Source organism: Rickettsiales endosymbiont of Stachyamoeba lipophora, from assembly GCF_003932735.1.
In the GTDB taxonomy this organism is placed as follows: domain Bacteria; phylum Pseudomonadota; class Alphaproteobacteria; order Rickettsiales; family 33-17; genus RICK01.
In genome coordinates, this window is record NZ_CP033611.1 from 1,689,628 (window position 1) to 1,707,332 (window position 17,705).

Sequence of the window (17,705 nt, forward strand, 5' to 3'; positions counted from 1 at the left end):
GATATGAAAGAGCATTGCAGGCAAGCTTTAACACTTTAGTGGACTGAGTTTTAAAAGAAGCCTCTTTTACCTACCTAGGAAGAAATTCGAAATGACGTACAGAATCTTTAATTTCATCAAATAAACGATAATTAATTTTAATTTTTTGATTAAGATCAATAGTAATCAGCTGATTATCAAGATGAGTTCTAAGAGTTATATTTACCATTCTTCCTTGATCTGAACGTTGTAACGTTTCTATTATTTCAGGATTATCAATTTCTAAAGCAAGACGAGGATAATTATCTAAAATAACATTAATTAAATATTCAGCTTTTTGAACAATTATTCTAAGCCCTCCACCTTCATCACGATAGGCGTTAACTTCTAAATATAGCGGTCTTCTAGTTTCAAATAGATTTTTAGCTGCATCAAGTAGATCTTGATCAAAAATTGAAACTTCATATGTATGAAAAGGATCGGAAACAGCAATATAAGCAAAACGCCCCTTTTGAGAAACGCGCATTCTTACCTCAATGGGTAATACTGCCAGTTTATAAACTCTATCCTTACCACCCACAATTTCGTTTAACGTTTCATAATCTACCATATGCAACTCATCAATATATTTTTTATATTGATTCAGTGGATGATCATGAAAATAGAAACCAAAAGCTTGATATTCACCTTCTAACCTAACATCAAAACTATACTCTTCCAATTTTGGTAAGTTAAGCTTGTTGATACTATGCAAATTAGTAGAACCTAAAGATTCAAACAATCCTAATTGAGAGCTATTACTGGCCGCTTTTAATGAATCATAAAACTTAATAATATGTTCAATTTGCTCAACAATTTCAGCCCGAACCGGATGTATAGAATCAAAGCTCCCAGATTTAGCTAAATTTTCTATAAAACGCTTATTAATAATTAGCCCATTAATTTTTTGTAGAAAATCTTCTAAATCCTTAAATGCTCCTTTTTCCATTCCAACTTTAATAATTTCATCAATCTGGCCTACTCCAATATTTTTAAGAGCCGCCATACCGTAACGAATACATTTTGTTCCCTGCTCATCTAACTCTAGACTAAATTTAGCTTGGGATTTATTAATATCAGGAGGTAAAATCTTAATTTTAGCATTCTTAGCTTCTTGTAAGAAAATTGCAATTTTCTCTGTATTCATTAATTCTAAATTTAAGTTGGCAATTAAAAACTCTACTCTAAAATTAGCTTTTAAATATGCGGTTTGATAAGAAATTAAACCATAAGCAGCCGCATGAGATTTATTAAATCCGTAGCTAGCAAATTTCGCTACCAGATCAAAAATATGGCTAGCTTGGTTTGCTTCAATGTTGTTTTTAATTGCACCAGTTACAAATATTTCCCGTTGTGCATCCATCTCTGCTTTAATTTTCTTACCCATGGCTCTTCTAAGTAAATCCGCATTACCCAAAGAATATCCAGCAAGAATTTGCGCCAGCTGCATTACTTGTTCTTGATAAATTATTACCCCAAAGGTTTCTTTAAGAATACCTTCTAACAATGGATGGATATAATCTGGCTCTTCTAGTCCATGCTTACGAGCGATATAGGAGGGAATATTATCCATAGGACCTGGCCTATATAAAGCGCCAAGAGCTATTAAATCTTCAATAGAATCAGGTCTTAACTTTCTTAAAGTATCTCGCATTCCTCTGCTTTCAAACTGGAACACCCCTACCCCATCACCTTGAGATAGCATTTCATAAGTTAGCGGATCTTTAAAAGAAATTTTTTCAATATCAACTAGGATATTTTGAGTTTTAAGTAGATCTATTGTATGCTGAATGATGGTAAGAGTCTTTAATCCTAAAAAGTCAAATTTAACTAGCCCTGCCATCTCTGCATATTTCATCGAATATTGGATAACAGGAATTTCTGATTTTTGATCACTGTAAAGTGGTACAATTTCAGTTAAATCCCTATCCGCTATCACTACACCTGCGGCGTGAGTAGAAGCATGACGATAAATACCTTCTAAGCTTAAAGCAATATCCACCAGTTTTTTAACTTCTTCACTGCCTTTAATTTCTTTTTGTAAATTAGGTTCTAGATCAATAGCCTGAGCAAGAGTTACAGGGCTTGCAGGGTTATGTGGAACCATTTTACTAATTTTATCTACCTGCCCATAAGGCATTTGCATTACTCTTCCCACATCCTTAAGTACTGCACGAGCTTGCAACTTTCCAAAAGTAATAATTTGAGCAACCCTACTTGAGCCATATTTATTTCTTACATATTCAATGACCTGATCTCGCTTTTCTTGACAAAAATCAATATCAAAATCTGGCATAGAAATACGATCAGGATTAAGAAAACGCTCAAATAGCAAACCAAAGCGAAGAGGATCTAAATCAGTGATCTCAAGGCACCATGCGACAAGCGAACCAGCACCCGACCCTCTTCCTGGACCTACTGGTACATTATTTCGCTTACTCCATTTAATAAAATCTGAAACTATTAAGAAGTAGCCAGAAAATTTCATCGAAGTAATAACTTTTAATTCAAAATCCAGCCGCTCTTGATATTCTTTAACAACTTGGGTAAATTGCTCATCAGCAAGGTTTTCAAGTTCCTTTTTCTGTATAAGTCGAGCTTCTAACCCGCTATTTGCATTATCAATAAGAGATTTATCCTCATCTTCTTGATTATTCCCGGTAAAAGTCGGTAACATTGGTTTTTCAGGTTCACTCATCACCGAACAACGTTCAGCGATAAGCATAGTATTAGCTAATGCCTCAGGCAAATCAGCAAAGAGCTCATTCATTTGAGCTGTATTTTTAAAATAATGTTCTTTAGATGATTTAGTCCTGTCCTCTACCATTAAATAGGTGCTATTGGCAATGCACAACAAAATATCATGGGCTTTATGCATGCTCGGAGCATCATAAAAAATCTGGTTAGTCGCCACTATTGGTAAATGCTTATCAAAGGCCAGATTTAAAACTTTTTCCTCAAGCACAGCATCATAATCATCATCTCTTTCTATTTCAATATATAGCCGATCACTAAAATCATTTTGTAATTCATTGATATAATCATTAGCTTGGATGCTCTGCCCAGCTTTTAAAAGCTTATTTAACCTGCCTTTATTCGAAGCAGTTAGAGCAATTAATCCATTGCTATGTTCTTTAATAATCTCATAATGTATTGCAAAGCTGTGTAATTTAGGAACAGGATTAAGATAAATTTGACTAACAATATGCAGTAAATTTTTATAACCCTCTTGATTTTGAGCATAAAGATTTAAACAATCTATATCATATTTATTATACCCATAATCGATATATATAGGAATCTCGCAAGCGATAATTGGCTTGATACCATTTTTGGCAGATTCAACTGAAAACTCTAAAGCACCAAATAAATTACCCTTATCGCATAATGCTATAGCAGGCATATTATTAGCTTTAGCTAATTCTACTATTTTACTAATATTTAGTGTAGATTGTGCAAGTGAATAAGAACTGTGTACTTTAAGATGAATAAAAGGATGCATTGCTAAAAATAAGCATCTAAATGTTTAAGTATGGTGCACCCTGAGCGATTCGAACGCCCGACCTTTAGATTCGTAGTCTAATGCTCTATCCAGCTGAGCTAAGGGTGCATTTCTTAGGGGCAGTTGTAACGAAGAATTAAAATTTCGTCAAGAGTTAAGTATAACTGGATAGCTATATATTAATACATAGCCGTTGAATATATAGTTTAACAGCACAGCAGCTTAAAACCTTTACAAATTATTCTTTTTATCTATTAGTTTCAAGCTCATACAAATAATTAGCAGCAAAAAATAACATAATTTTACAACTTTAGTATTAATAATATTAATATTCCTCTTCTAAAACCAGAGCAACCATGCTTAATTTAATCTAGATATAATTTCTTGATTATTAGCTAAAACTACTTTATTTTCTGCTCAAAAATATTAAGGTTTTATGCTTAAATTATCTTGCTGGAATGTTAACTCACTACCGGCCAGAATAGATCTGGTGAAAGAATTTATTACTCAAGAAAACCCAGATGTTCTAATTTTTCAAGAACTTAAAACAATTACTGAAAGCTTTCCATATGAATTTTTTAGTGATTTAGGTTACAACTCACAGGTGTATGGGCAAAAGACCTATAATGGGGTTGCAATTATTAGCAAGCATTTGGTTGAAGAAACTATTTTAGGTAAAGAAGTTTTTCATGAAGATGAACACGCCAGATATATTGAAAGTTTAATTAATTTTAATGGCCAAATTCTTAGGATAGGTAATGTGTATGTACCTAATGGTGGAGAGGTAGGATCAGATAAATTTGAGTATAAGCTAAAATTTTTAGATAGGCTTTATGAGCATTTACAGCAAGTTTGTTCTTGGAAGGAACATTTTGTCATTGGCGGAGACTTTAATATAGCTCCAGAAAATATAGATGTATATGATAGCTCTCAACTTTTTAATCATACCTGCTTTCATGTTGAAGAACAAAAACGCTTAAATAAAATTTTCAATTTACCGTTATTTGATGGCTATAGATTACTTCATCCTAATACCCAGCAATTTTCTTGGTGGGATTATAGAGCCGGAGCGTTTCAACGCAATCAAGGCATGAGAATTGATCATTTACTTTTTTCTCCTCAGCTTATAGATTACGTGGAAGAAATTTATTTTAGTAAGGAATTTAGGTCAAAACCAAAGCCATCCGATCATATACCATTAACTGCACTAATTAATTTTAACAGAGGAAAATAATCATGAGTGACTTATTAGAAACAATAGATACTAGCACCGCAACATTACTTAAACAATATATTGATAGACTAACCCGACTTGAGCAAGAGAAAAAAGATTTATCTCAAGACATCAATGAAATTTACGCAGAAGCAAAATCCAATGGATTCGATACTAAAACTATCAAAAAAATCTTAAGCATCCTTAAAAAAGATCAACATCAAATAGCTGAAGAAGAAGCCTTATTAGAGACCTATAAAATAGCATTAGGACTTATTTAATGTTTAACGAAACATTATTAGAAATTTTAGTTTGTCCTCTTACCAAAGAACCTTTGGAGCATGATACTCAAGCACAAGAGTTAATTTCAAAAGCTGCAGGTCTTGCTTTTCCTATCAGAGATGGTATTCCTATCATGCTTGTTGATGAAGCTAGAAAATTAAGATAATTTCTTTAGCAATAGTACTGATAAAAGCTGAAATTATAAATGCAACAAGCAATAATAATTTGTAATGGGGAAGCGCCTAGCTTTCCCTTTAATGTCACCGATAAAATCATCATTGCAGCAGATGGTGGAGCAAATATTTGCTCTAGTTTTAACATTAATCCACATTATATTATTGGCGATTTAGATAGCTTTGAAAATCATAATTTTTCTAAAAACACTCAAATAATTAAGATTAATTGCCAGGAATCTAATGATTTTGAAAAAGCATTAAAATTATGTGAGGAGCTTGGAATAACCTTTATTACAGTTTATGCAGCAACCGGCAAAAGGATCGACCAAACCTTAACTAATCTATGTTTACTACAAAAATATAGCCATTTAAATATCCAAATTATTGATCATTATTTTATAAGCTGCGTGCTAATTCCCAATAGAGATTATGAATTTTCCGGATGGCAAGGTAGAATAGTATCTTTATTTCCTTTATCCGGCAAAGCAGAAGCTATCACTACTTTAGGTTTAAAATATACACTTAATAATGAAAGTTTAGAAAATGGCTTTCGTCATGGTTCCTCTAATGAAATGCTCTTGGATACTTTCCGAATCAGCTTTAAAGGCGGGTACCTAATATTAATGATGGAACGAACTGTAAATTTATTATAACCTTTTGATACAAGAGAGTTTATTAAAATTTTAATATTGCATTTGGAGCTATTCATATTATAATTAAATTAATATATTAATATTTCAAAAAGTATTGTAATTTGCAATTAATAATAGAAGATAGCGAAGCAAAATTGCGTAAATATCTCAACGACATTAGAAATAACAGTCGTGGGATGAGCGCTATATATTGCAATTTTTCTAAGCTTTCACGCGCCTACCAAAGTAACATGCAATTAAAGATCGCATTAAAAACTATTGCGGATATTTTAGTACATTATCAAGGCTATACTTTTCAGTTAAAAAATAATGATATTGTTATAATTATGGAAACTGCTCTTGAAAAAACTATTGAGCAGGTGATTTTCCAATTAAGATATTTATTTATAGATGATCCGTTAGCCTATATTAATCGTGGAGTAGAAAATAAAGATTTTTGTAAAATATATTTTCTGACCTTTGAATTTAAAAAATTTGTAAGCGATGTAGAACACTCTATTTCCTTAGATCATCCTGCGGGTATTACTAAAACAACAATTTCAAGATCATTTGGTGAATTTATCACCGTTTTAGAGCATAGTTTAAAAAGCATTAATATTGCTGAACTTTTAAAACGCCAAATTATTGCTATTAGTACTGATGGTATTAATTACAAAGCTTTTTGCGAAGAAATATTTGTAAACATTCCAAAATTAAAGCAAATATTACCCGAAGATGTATTAAACTTTCCTGATAGGCTCTATAATGATTTTTTATTTGATCTGTTAGATCAAACGGTAATCTATCATATTACTAGTAATCTAAATACTTTCTATCAAAAAGCGATTAGTATTAATTTAAATGTAAGCTCAGTCCTTACCGATAGTTTTAGTAATTTCATAGAAAAACTAACTGCTGAGCAAAAAAAAATGACAGTAGTTGAGATCAATATCAGTGAGATGTTTAATGATATTCGTGCTTTTTTCTCAGCACGAGAGTTATTGCAACAACATGGAATTAAACTTTGCTTAGACGGAGTAAATTCTCTTACCTTAAAACAAATTGATCGCTCTTCATTAGGCTTTGATTTGCTTAAATTACAATGGAATGCTGATTTAGCCGAAAATATTCACTCTGAAGAAAATCAGCAGCTTAAACAAAAAATTTTAGCTTGCGGTACTAATCGTATTATTCTATGTAGATGCGATGATATTAAAGCTATTAATTACGGTCGTGCAATGGGCATTCAAATTTTCCAAGGCTGGCATTTAGATGGACTTGATATTAAGTAGCTTCCCAAATAAGCTATGCAATTACCCCTATCATTTACAAGTAGACAGTTACCAACTCATTAGATTTTATTAATCTATAATACAATACTTAAATACTTCAAATTTATTCACATTAAAAATATCCTAAATTTACGTTTATTTATAGCAAGTAATCTATTTTAATAAAATTATGCTAAGAATGAATTAGCAGATTAAACAAGATCAAAAGGGAGAATTAATTATGGCAACTTTAGTTGGAACACAACCTACTTTCGCAGGTGCTTTAAAAGACTTAGTAGAACTTGAATATGATGCAATTGAGGCATATAAAACAGCAATTAACCGCATTGATAACAATGAATACAAAAGGAAAATGACAGAGATGCAACAAGCTCATCATGCCCACATTCAAGAACTTGCCCATGTTCTAAAAAAGCATGGTGAAAACGTACCAACCAGTGCTGATAACACCAAACAATGGATGACCAAAGGAAAGCTTGTGCTCGCTGATTTAATTGGTGATAACGCAATTCTATCAGCAATGCAAACTAATGAAAATGATGCAAAAACTGCATATAGCAGACTTTTAGAACGTAATGATGTTTGGGAAGATGCTAAATCTGTTTTGAAAAAAGGCTTTGAAGATGAAACGAAATATAAACAATGGTTTGATAAAACTGTTCATTAATTTAATTTATCCAGTTAAGTTAAACTGTTAACATTTAAACTATCTTTCTTATTACTTAAAACGGCCTATAGTATTTATTTTGCACTATAGGCCGTTTTTTCGAATTAAGCTTAAGTCGCTTAATCGGTATAAAAGTTTCTGGATCAAGTCCTTTACTATTATATACTCTGTTAATATTATAAACCTTGCTCAAATTTCAAAAAAGTTATCAAATATAGAATAAATCTTATTTGTTTTTCATAAATAATTAGGCAACCCATAAATATACTAAGCCAATTATATTGATAGCAGGGTTATTAGCGCACTTGCTGCTGCGGTGGTTGCATTGCGCTTAAAATATCATCTACAATGATACTTATAGCTTTATCACCGCATTTAAATACTTTAGCCAATTCTTTAATCGCTTCTTTCTCAATTTCTTTAATTGTATCTTCTTTTTTGCTTTCAATCTCCTCTTGCCCTTTATTACCGATCATCACTGTTTGGATAATACCCAGTGTTCCTAAAATAGTACCAAGCAAAGTGGAAGCAAAAGGAATAAGGTTGATTACATTTTTTAATGCTTTATTTTCCCATTTATTGTCGATTATAACCTCTACAGCCTCTACTGGACTATTCCAACCACATCCCCCACCAGTGTTATATGAAGATATATTCCAGAGCATATTTAATCCGTCTTTACTACATATTGCTTTGATATATTCTACGGCAGCACTAATATATCTCATAGGTTTATGCGAACAAGCCTCATCTAGCATGCTATACTCTCCACCCACAGCCATCAATATATCAGATAGCATACAAATTTTGAGATATTGGCCTATTCCAAAAGTCATGAAGCCTATGGCAATAAAACCTAACGCTAAACAACAAGTAATGCCCACTGCCCAATATGGTGAGCGTTTAGCCTTGTTAGTATCTTGCTTCATCTTATCTTTTATTTGCGTCATAAGGTCGATAAACTGAAGGAATTCCTGGTTATTTTTAGTTGAATCAGTCACCTTACCATAAATTTTAATTAAAGCTGCAGCACAATCATCTATCTTGCCATCTATTACACTTTGTCGATAATCTAGCACCCATATTGCTAGATCTTTATTAATTGTAGACAACTTATTTCCTGAAGATTCTAAAAAGGGATTATTATAATTATTTAGTAACTCACCCAGCAATAACATTTTCTCTTGAGGATCTTGGGTAATTTTAATTTTTTCAATTAGTTCTACAAAGTTTAATTGCGGCTCCATGGTGTACCTATTTTACGTTGCAATTTATTAATTTATTAATAAGTTTATCTGCAATTTTGGAAAAATGCAATTAGATACCTCCTTATGAAGATCCTCCCTAGCCTCACTTCTTATTTTTTAATGTGAATTTTTTGTAAAGCTTATCCATACGCCAGTAGCTCTTTAACTGAGATCTGTTGCAGTAAAGTTTAGAGTTTAAGCTTATAAATTTATAATTTGATCAATCTCAAGGTTTTTAGCTTTCTCTAAATCATTTTTAGCTAAAGCTTTTTTGTCAAGTGCAAGATATAGTTGATGTCTCTTATAATAAATCATCCCGGCATGTAAATGATATGATTTATGATTATAGGTAATAAGCTCTAAGGTTTTAGCTAAAAACTTATAATTGTTAGTTAGTAAGAAATTCGCATAATATAGCCAATAATTGGATGTATTAAGGTTGAGTATTTTAAATTTCAGATTGTAATCATATTCTGAAACAATTTTAAGCTCTTCGCTAGTAAATTGCTTATTTAAGAATTTTGAGTTGGTAGCAAATTTTAAATATTCAACTAAAACAGCAATTAACCGCATTGATAACAATGAATATAAAAGGAAAATGACAGAGATGCAACAAGCTCATCATGCCCACATTCAAGAACTTGCCCATGTTCTAAAAAAGCATGGTGAAAACGCACCAACCAGTGCTGATAACACCAAACAATGGATGACCAAAGGAAAGCTTGTGCTCGCTGATTTAATTGGTGATAACGCAATTCTATCAGCAATGCAAACTAATGAAAATGATGCAAAAACTGCATATAGCAGACTTTTAGAACGTAATGATGTTTGGGAAGATGCTAAATCTGTTTTGAAAAAAGGCTTTGAAGATGAAACGAAATATAAACAATGGTTTGATAAAACTGTTCATTAATTTAATTTATCCAGTTAAGTTAAACTGTTAACATTTAAACTATCTTTCTTATTACTTAAAACGGCCTATAGTATTTATTTTGCACTATAGGCCGTTTTTTCGAATTAAGCTTAAGTCGCTTAATCGGTATAAAAGTTTCTGGATCAAGTCCTTTACTATTATATACTCTGTTAATATTATAAACCTTGCTCAAATTTCAAAAAAGTTATCAAATATAGAATAAATCTTATTTGTTTTTCATAAATAATTAGGCAACCCATAAATATACTAAGCCAATTATATTGATAGCAGGGTTATTAGCGCACTTGCTGCTGCGGTGGTTGCATTGCGCTTAAAATATCATCTACAATGATACTTATAGTTTTATCACCGCATTTAAATACTTTAGCCAATTCTTTAATCGCTTCTTTCTTAATTTCTTTAATTGTATCATTTTTTTTGATTTCAATCTCCTCTTGCCCTTTATTACCGATCATCACTCCTTGGATAATACCCAGTGTTCCTAAAATAGTACCAAGCAAAGTGGAAGCAAAAGGAATAAGGTTGATTACATTTTTTAATGCTTTATTTTCCCAGTCATTGGTGATTATAACCTCTACAGCCTCTACTGGACTATTCCAACCACATTCCCAACCAGTGTTATATGAAGATATATTCCAGAGCATATTTAATCCGTCTTTACTACATATTGCTTTGATATATTCTACGGCAGCACTAATATATCTCATAGGTTTATGCGAACTCTCCTCTCTTATCCTTTTATACAAATCTTCTACTAAATGTGGAGCTAGTCCACTAAGATCAGCACTTGACATAGTACACCTCCATATATCAGATATCATACAAATTTTGAGATATTGGCCTATTCCAAAAGTCATGAAGCCTATGGCAATAAAACCTAACGCTAAACAACAAGTAATGCCCACTGCCCAATATGGTGAGCGTTTAGCCTTGTTAATATCTTGCTTCATCTTATCTCGTATTTGCGTCATAAGGTCGATAAACTGAAGGAATTCCTGGTTATTTTTAGTTGAACCAGTCACCTTAGGATAAATTTTAATTAAAGCTGCAGCACAACCATCTATATCGCCATCTATTACACTTTGTCGATAATCTAGCACCCATATTGCTAGATCTTTATTAATTGTAGACAACTTATTTCCTGAAGATTCTAAAAAGGGATTATTATAATTATTTAGTAACTCACCCAGCAATAACATTTTCTCTTGAGGATCTTGGGTAATTTTAATTTTTTCAATTAGTTCTACAAAGTTTAATTGCGGCTCCATGGTGTACCTATTTTACGTTGCAATTTATTAATTTATTAATAAGTTTATCTGCAATTTTGGAAAAATGCAATTAGATACCTCCTTATGAAGATCCTCCCTAGCCTCACTTCTTATTTTTTAATGTGAATTTTTTGTAAAGCTTATCCATACGCCAGTAGCTCTTTAACTGAGATCTGTTGCAGTAAAGTTTAGAGTTTAAGCTTATAAATTTATAATTTGATCAATCTCAAGGTTTTTAGCTTTCTCTAAATCATTTTTAGCTAAAGCTTTTTTGTCAAGTGCAAGATATAGTTGATGTCTCTTATAATAAATCATCCCGGCATGTAAATGATATGATTTATGATTATAGGTAATAAGCTCTAAGGTTTTAGCTAAAAACTTATAATTGTTAGTTAGTAAGAAATTCGCATAATATAGCCAATAATTGGATGTATTAAGGTTGAGTATTTTAAATTTCAGATTGTAATCATATTCTGAAACAATTTTAAGCTCTTCGCTAGTAAATTGCTTATTTAAGAATTTTGAGTTGGTAGCAAATTTTAAATATTCAATAAATTCATTAAAGTTTCTTTGATAGCTAATGGTTTCTATGGCAGCATTATTGGCTATTTTAAATCTGGCACAGTAATTTAACTGATTTTTAAACTTCTCATTTAAGCCTAGCTTCCTATATAAATTAATTAGCCTAATATGAGCTTTTTGATTGAGATGATCTTGAAATACGGCTTTTTCATAATGAGCAATAGCATTTTGAAAATCATTTTGAAAGTAATAAAATTCTGCATAAAGCAAGTGAAAAAAAGATTGTTCAAAATGAAAATAACTATGAAATTTTTCAACTTTTTGAGCAGCAAGAGTAAGTAAATTTAATTTATCTTCAAGCTTTTCAACTTGAAAAGTTTTATGGACTAACCAATTAATATTGTTTTGATTATCATCAAAATGATGAATACCCAAATTTAAATGTTGGTTTATATTAAAGTAAAATGTGATTTTTGGTGTTTTTATAATCATTTTTAAATCATATGCAAAATATTCTTGACGTTCAAGCTTATTTGCAATAATTTCATCATTCAGTAATGGCGGGCGTAGCTCAGTTGGTTAGAGCGCTAGGTTGTGGTTCTGGAGGTCGCGAGTTCGATTCTCGTCGCTCGCCCCATTAATTTTTTATACCAATTTTTACTTAGGCAACGCGTAGTGTCAGGTCATTCAAGCTACTCGCATTATATTAATCCCCAATGTTTTCGCGAATATGATATTAGGGGAGAAATTGGTCAAAATCTTTTCTCTCAAGATGCATATTATATCGGTAAAGCGATTGCCTCTTATGTGATTGATAACTCTAACAATTATCGTATTTGTATTGGCTGCGATGGTAGATTAACCTCTCCTGTACTAGAAAGTACTTTAATTGATGGAATTAAATCATGTGGGGTTGATGTTATTTCTATTGGAGTTTGTCCCACTCCTATGCTTTATTATGCAACTCATTCAACTGATTCTCCACATGGAGTTATGATTACCGGCTCTCACAATCCTGCTGATCATAATGGTTTTAAAATTGTTATAAATAAAAAACCTTTTTTTGGAGATAAAATCCAAAAATTATATGAGACTATTGCTAAGGCGGATTATCGTACCACCGGTAAGAATGCAGTAAAGATTGTTGATTTAAAGGTGAATGAGGCTTATACCGCAACAGTAGCTAACGGGCTTAATTTTGCAAAAAAATTTCTTAAAGTAGCCTGGGATCCGGGGCATGGTTCAAGTGCAGACATTGTGAACAAGCTTGTTGAAAAGCTACCTGGCAAACATTTTGTAATTAATAATTATATTGATGGCAATTTTCCTGCTCACGATCCTGATCCTACTAACCCTAAAAATCTAATTCAGCTAGGGGAAATCATTAAGAAAGAAAAATGTGATCTAGGAATTGCTTTTGATGGCGATGCTGATCGTCTTGTGGCACTAGACCATAAAGGAAGGATGTTAAGCGGTGATGCATTAATTGCAATTTTTGCACGCAGCATTTTAAACAAATCCCCTAAAGCTAGAATCATTACTGACATTAAGGCCAGCAAGACAATTATTGATTATATTAATGATAACGGTGGCATTGCTTTAATGTGGAAAACCGGGCACTCTAATATTAAAGAAAAAATGCAGGAAATAGGTGCTATTATGGCCGGCGAGGTAAGCGGGCATATCTTCTTTGCGGATAAATATTATGGTTATGATGATGGTTTATATGCAGCTGTTAGGCTAATTGAAATTATTGCCAATAGCGAAAAGGATTTAGCAGAACTCGTAAATGAACTTCCAAAAACTATAATTACTCCTGAAGTTAGAATTGAATGTGCTGATGAGCGTAAGTTTCAAGTAATAAATGAAATTAAAGAACGCTTAAAACAAGAAGATAAAAAATATTTAGATATTGATGGTATTAGGGCAGAAAGCAAAGGTGGTTGGTGGCTCATCAGGGCATCAAATACCCAAGCAGCATTAGTTATAAGGTTTGAAGCCAGCACTGAAGAAGAACTAGTTGCCTTACAGCAGGAAGTGAAACAGCAATTAATTTTAAGTAAAGTTACAGTTTCTATTGCGCTTTAGAATTTTGCTATTATAATGCCTTTTGTTTAAAAGTTTTAGGCACCCTTAGCTCAGCTGGATAGAGCAACGGATTTCTAATCCGTAGGTCAGAGGTTCGAATCCTCTAGGGTGCACCACTCCTTATTGTTAATGGTAAATTTATGGATATCTCACAAGTACCTGCAGGTAAACAACTTCCTGAAGAATTTAACGTTATAATTGAAATCCCTATGTCTTCTCAACCTATTAAATATGAGATGGATAAAGATAGCGGAGCTTTATTTGTTGATCGTTTTTTACAAACCAGTATGCTTTATCCTTGTAATTATGGCTTTATTCCTAATACTTTATCCGGAGATGGCGATCCTGCGGATGTGCTAGTTATTACACGTATTCCAGTAATGCCTGGAAGTGTTATTAAAGCTCGTGCGATTGGGGTATTGATGATGGAAGATGAATCCGGCATTGATGAAAAAATTCTAGCCGTTCCTGTTACCAAGCTTGATAGTTATTATGAAAATGTAAAATCATATCAGGATTTACCTAAAATTTTCTTAGATCAAATCAATCACTTCTTTGAACATTATAAAGACTTAGAGAAAGGCAAATGGGTGAAAATAACAGGCTGGGAAAGCGCTGAACATGCAAAAGAAATAATTACAAAGGCAGTAGAAAATAACAATGCCTAAAATTGTTGTTGCCGCCTTTTATGCTTTTAAAGAATTTTCTGACTTAGAGAATATACAATCTAAACTATTAGAAATTTGCGAGAATGGCGAGCTTAAGGGCACCATTCTCATCGCCCGTGAGGGAATTAATTCTACTATTGCTGGCAGCAGAGAAGCTATTGATACCCTAAAAAACTTTCTATTAACAGACCTAGCCCTAACAGAGAATATTGAATATAAAGAATCTTTTGCGGATAATAAGCCCTTTAAAAGGCTTAAAGTTAAACTCAAAAAAGAAATTATTACCTTTAATGAACAACTAAATGTTGAAGAGCAAAAAGGCCAGTACCTTACTTCTAAACAATGGGAAGATTTAATCTTAGACAATAATACTATTGTGATTGATACCCGTAACGACTATGAAGTAGGAGAAGGTAGCTTTAAAGGTGCTATCAATCCTAATATAAATAAATTTACTGAATTAAAACCTTGGATTGAATCTAAGCTTCCTGAGCTTAAAGATAAAAATGTAGCAATGTTTTGCACCGGAGGAATTAGGTGTGAAAAATCTACAGCTTACTTAAAAAATCTAGGAGTTGAAAAGGTTTTTCATCTAAAAGGCGGAATTCTTAAGTATCTAGAAGATACCGCTAATGAAAATGAGTTATGGGAAGGTAAATGCTTTGTGTTTGATGAACGCAGAACAGTTGATGAAGAATTAAAATAACTTCTAATATTCTTTTTTATAATAATGATTTATTTTCCTTAACACTCATACCTTAATTTAAGGGTAAGGAAGAGTAAATTAAGAATTTATGGTGTATTTATTTTACACTTGTAAAGAACTGGCTTATAGCTATTGTAGAAGCATCATAAATGGAGAGGTGCCAGAGTGGTTGAATGGGGCGGTCTCGAAAACCGTTGTATGGCATTGCTATACCGAGGGTTCGAATCCCTCTCTCTCCGCCATGTAATTATCTATATAGTTAATAAATAAGGTGTATGATATTAACATCTGCTCGCACAGGGGAATTAAGAAGCACTGGGATGGAAAGAAATAGAAGAAACTAGATATAGAAAGAACAGTACAGTTGCCAGATTATTGTTTATCCCGGTAGTTATTTTGGTTATTCGATAATATATTTTCTACTTTTTACCATGTATTTTATAGCCTCTTTCCTTGTGACCATCCTCGATTTTTATAGATATTCATAATAAAGGAAGAAATTATCATTAGTTAAGACTATTAAAGTTAGCTAATCTTCTTTTGATAAAAAATCAGAAAGATTCAACACCACAAATACCGAAGTGCATCCCTGCAGCTTTCCACCTCTTTTGCCGCCCATAACATATAATTATAATTTTCAATATTACCAAAAACTCAATTTATTAATTTTTTATTATTGCTATTTATTTTTTCTACAGTTACCATTTAATAATAATTACTTAAAGTAATTTATTTTAGTTTTAAATTTTACGGAGAACACGATATGAAAAAAAAATGGTTAACTTTACCGCTTTTGGTAGCTGTTACTGCTTGTAACAATTTTCATCACCTTAAAACATCACATATAGGTGATAGAGATAGAGGTGACTTCAATTCCAGTTTATCTTCGCAATATAGAAAAATGGCTAATGAAGAAGCTAGAATTTTCAATTGGATAGATGCAGAAAGATTTGCTAAAAAAGCTGTTGATGCTGCACATTATAGAGAAGTAACACCTGATAATCCAGCATATCGTTGGCTTACCCCTGAATTAAAAGCTACATTCCAAGAATATCGTAATGAGATATTATGGTTAGATACTCCTCATAATAGAAAGAACCATCCACGTGCGCTTGCTGCTCTTATCAGTTCATATGATAATTTGTTAGATGAACAAGCGGAAGGAAATGATATTGAAAGTATTCTTACTAAACGTGATGCTTTCATTAAAAATGCAAGATATTTCTTTGGTCATAACCATTTATTAGGTCATCACCATTTTACCCATTTAGCGCATAATGATATTGTTCACAGCGAAACATTATATTTCAACAACAATTCAAGCTATGTAAGTAAATTAGGTAAAACTATTCTTATGAGAGCTTTAAACAAAGCGATGCATGAGAATATGGGATTATCAAAAATCGTAATTTCTGCTCATGCTGATAAAGTGGGTAGCGATGCTGCTAACCATAGACTTGCTTTGGAAAGAGCAGCTCATATTAAAGAAGCTTTAATGGAATTAGGGGTGCATGAACACAACATTGAAATTTTAAACTATGGTGAAGAAAAACCTATTAAACATACTAAAGGCAGTTCTGCAAAAAACAGAAGAGTTGAAATTGATTTCGTAAGATAATTTCTCCACCATTGTTGGGTTAAATTATTGTCCGGTTATTTTAATTTTTAATAAAATATATTTACATTTGGAGAGATTATGGGGGCGCAAACTTCTTCTGGACGGAAGATGCCCCCAACGTTAACGGATACAAGAATACTAAACTTCCTTGCGATAACCCTCACCAAAAAAACTTACATCTTAAAGTAATACCAATGGCAGTAAATATTGGTGGCTCAATTGCCGTCTTGCTAAAAGAAAAAGGATTACCTTATTGGGGTTTACCATCAGGTTTTAAAAGAGAAACTAGAGAACAGCGTTAACCAATCCAGAAAGTAACTTCTTAGCCAGCATTAGGCATATATAACTTTATGTTTTATGCGCTACTTAATAATAAAGATTTATAAAAAATGGTTTGAGAAGAAATTGCCATGCTCTATTATATATGCGCAGCAAAAGTTATGACCCACTTAACTCTAGAAAATAGCAGGCTCTTTCCATTAAAATCCACCCGTATTTTTTCTTCCACTCAACTTTCAATACCTTATAATCTTGATCATTTTCTGCTTGCCACCATTTTTTATAAAATATTCAAGAATTTTGCATTTTTTTAGGATCACTTGCGCCATACATATGGTAATAAAGTTTGATGATTATCTTTAATTTTCTACCACCTTTATAATTATAATAACGCGCGTTTCTAGTAAAGCCCATTTGTAAAAATTTACGCGCTATATCGGCGTCAACAAATTCGCCTTCAGTTAAATATTGTTTAAAAAGATAAAGGTTTTATCAGCACTTTCTTGAGCTATAATCGGCCCTGCAAATCGTCAATAAGGTAAAATTTCATTTTATAAGGCTCACCAATTAATACACCCTGCATGCACCCTTAG

16 protein-coding genes, 4 tRNA genes and 1 pseudogene are annotated in these 17,705 nt (G+C 32.3%); 14 read left to right on the forward strand and 7 right to left on the reverse strand.

The window, feature by feature from the left end:
• Positions 1-70: 70 nt before the first annotated feature.
• Together dnaE and EF513_RS07630 are read right to left on the reverse strand one after the other, a co-directional pair.
• Positions 71-3,520 (reverse strand): DNA polymerase III subunit alpha, encoded by a 3,450-nt coding sequence (gene dnaE / locus EF513_RS07625; RefSeq protein WP_125216799.1) that lies wholly within the window; start codon positions 3,518-3,520, stop codon positions 71-73.
• A 31-nt stretch (positions 3,521-3,551) separates the two neighbouring features.
• A tRNA-Arg gene (locus EF513_RS07630) sits at positions 3,552-3,628 on the reverse strand.
• A gap of 328 nt (positions 3,629-3,956) precedes the next feature.
• Here EF513_RS07630 and xth point away from each other — a divergent pair.
• The 6 genes from xth to EF513_RS07660 all read left to right on the forward strand — a co-directional run bounded on the left by xth (position 3,957) and on the right by EF513_RS07660 (position 7,782).
• On the forward strand, positions 3,957-4,754 hold the full coding sequence (gene xth, locus EF513_RS07635; RefSeq protein ID WP_125216800.1) for an exodeoxyribonuclease III: 798 nt from the start codon (positions 3,957-3,959) through the stop codon (positions 4,752-4,754).
• 2 nt (positions 4,755-4,756) lie between these two features.
• Positions 4,757-5,014, forward strand: coding sequence for a DUF2312 domain-containing protein (locus EF513_RS07640; protein WP_125216801.1), 258 nt, complete (start codon positions 4,757-4,759; stop codon positions 5,012-5,014).
• Positions 5,014-5,181: a Trm112 family protein gene (locus EF513_RS07645; protein ID WP_125216802.1), complete on the forward strand. Its 168-nt coding sequence runs from the start codon at positions 5,014-5,016 to the stop codon at positions 5,179-5,181. Before EF513_RS07640 ends, EF513_RS07645 begins: the two co-directional genes overlap by 1 nt.
• 39 nt (positions 5,182-5,220) lie before the next feature.
• Positions 5,221-5,844 carry a thiamine diphosphokinase gene (locus EF513_RS07650; protein ID WP_125216803.1) on the forward strand — a complete coding sequence of 208 codons (624 nt, stop codon included), beginning with the start codon at positions 5,221-5,223 and terminating at the stop codon, positions 5,842-5,844.
• A gap of 101 nt (positions 5,845-5,945) precedes the next feature.
• Entirely contained in the window at positions 5,946-7,115 is a 1,170-nt protein-coding gene (locus tag EF513_RS07655) for an EAL domain-containing protein (protein ID WP_125216804.1), read from the forward strand.
• A 220-nt stretch (positions 7,116-7,335) separates the two neighbouring features.
• Complete coding sequence (locus EF513_RS07660) at positions 7,336-7,782, forward strand: DUF892 family protein (protein ID WP_125216805.1); 447 nt, start codon at positions 7,336-7,338, stop codon at positions 7,780-7,782.
• Positions 7,783-8,078: 296 nt separating this feature from the next.
• Here the strand turns inward: EF513_RS07660 and EF513_RS07665 are convergent, their stop codons facing one another.
• A complete protein-coding gene (locus EF513_RS07665) occupies positions 8,079-9,029 on the reverse strand; it encodes a hypothetical protein (protein ID WP_125216806.1) in 951 nt (316 codons plus the stop codon).
• Positions 9,030-9,230: 201 nt separating this feature from the next.
• Complete coding sequence (locus EF513_RS07670; protein WP_125216807.1) at positions 9,231-9,602, reverse strand: hypothetical protein; 372 nt, start codon at positions 9,600-9,602, stop codon at positions 9,231-9,233.
• Between the two features lie 25 nt (positions 9,603-9,627).
• On the opposite strand from EF513_RS07670, the gene EF513_RS07675 reads away from it, so the two are divergent.
• Positions 9,628-9,942, forward strand: a complete 315-nt coding sequence (locus tag EF513_RS07675; RefSeq protein WP_125216808.1) for a hypothetical protein — start codon at positions 9,628-9,630, stop codon at positions 9,940-9,942.
• Between the two features lie 296 nt (positions 9,943-10,238).
• Here EF513_RS07675 and EF513_RS07680 read toward each other — a convergent pair whose 3' ends face one another.
• Together EF513_RS07680 and EF513_RS07685 are read right to left on the reverse strand one after the other, a co-directional pair.
• Complete coding sequence (locus EF513_RS07680) at positions 10,239-11,231, reverse strand: hypothetical protein (protein ID WP_125216809.1); 993 nt, start codon at positions 11,229-11,231, stop codon at positions 10,239-10,241.
• 201 nt (positions 11,232-11,432) lie between these two features.
• Complete coding sequence (locus EF513_RS07685; RefSeq protein WP_125216810.1) at positions 11,433-12,245, reverse strand: tetratricopeptide repeat protein; 813 nt, start codon at positions 12,243-12,245, stop codon at positions 11,433-11,435.
• A 68-nt stretch (positions 12,246-12,313) separates the two neighbouring features.
• Between EF513_RS07685 and EF513_RS07690 the strand changes: the two genes are divergently transcribed.
• The 7 genes from EF513_RS07690 (at position 12,314) to EF513_RS07730 (ending at position 16,833) form a co-directional block, all read left to right on the forward strand.
• Positions 12,314-12,390, forward strand: a tRNA-His gene (locus EF513_RS07690).
• Between the two features lie 38 nt (positions 12,391-12,428).
• On the forward strand, positions 12,429-13,841 hold the full coding sequence (locus EF513_RS07990; RefSeq protein WP_164503881.1) for a phosphomannomutase/phosphoglucomutase: 1,413 nt from the start codon (positions 12,429-12,431) through the stop codon (positions 13,839-13,841).
• A 39-nt stretch (positions 13,842-13,880) separates the two neighbouring features.
• Positions 13,881-13,957, forward strand: a tRNA-Arg gene (locus EF513_RS07710).
• Between the two features lie 24 nt (positions 13,958-13,981).
• Positions 13,982-14,509, forward strand: coding sequence for an inorganic diphosphatase (gene ppa / locus EF513_RS07715; RefSeq protein ID WP_125216812.1), 528 nt, complete (start codon positions 13,982-13,984; stop codon positions 14,507-14,509).
• Complete coding sequence (gene trhO / locus EF513_RS07720; protein ID WP_125216813.1) at positions 14,502-15,215, forward strand: oxygen-dependent tRNA uridine(34) hydroxylase TrhO; 714 nt, start codon at positions 14,502-14,504, stop codon at positions 15,213-15,215. The genes ppa and trhO overlap by 8 nt, the downstream gene beginning before the upstream one ends.
• A gap of 151 nt (positions 15,216-15,366) precedes the next feature.
• A tRNA-Ser gene (locus tag EF513_RS07725) sits at positions 15,367-15,457 on the forward strand.
• A gap of 521 nt (positions 15,458-15,978) precedes the next feature.
• A complete protein-coding gene (locus EF513_RS07730) occupies positions 15,979-16,833 on the forward strand; it encodes an OmpA family protein (RefSeq protein WP_125216814.1) in 855 nt (284 codons plus the stop codon).
• 570 nt (positions 16,834-17,403) lie between these two features.
• On the opposite strand, the pseudogene EF513_RS08115 reads toward EF513_RS07730, so the two are convergent.
• Positions 17,404-17,580, reverse strand: a pseudogene (locus tag EF513_RS08115) (DUF4385 family protein); the annotation flags it as partial.
• Positions 17,581-17,705 lie beyond the last annotated feature (125 nt).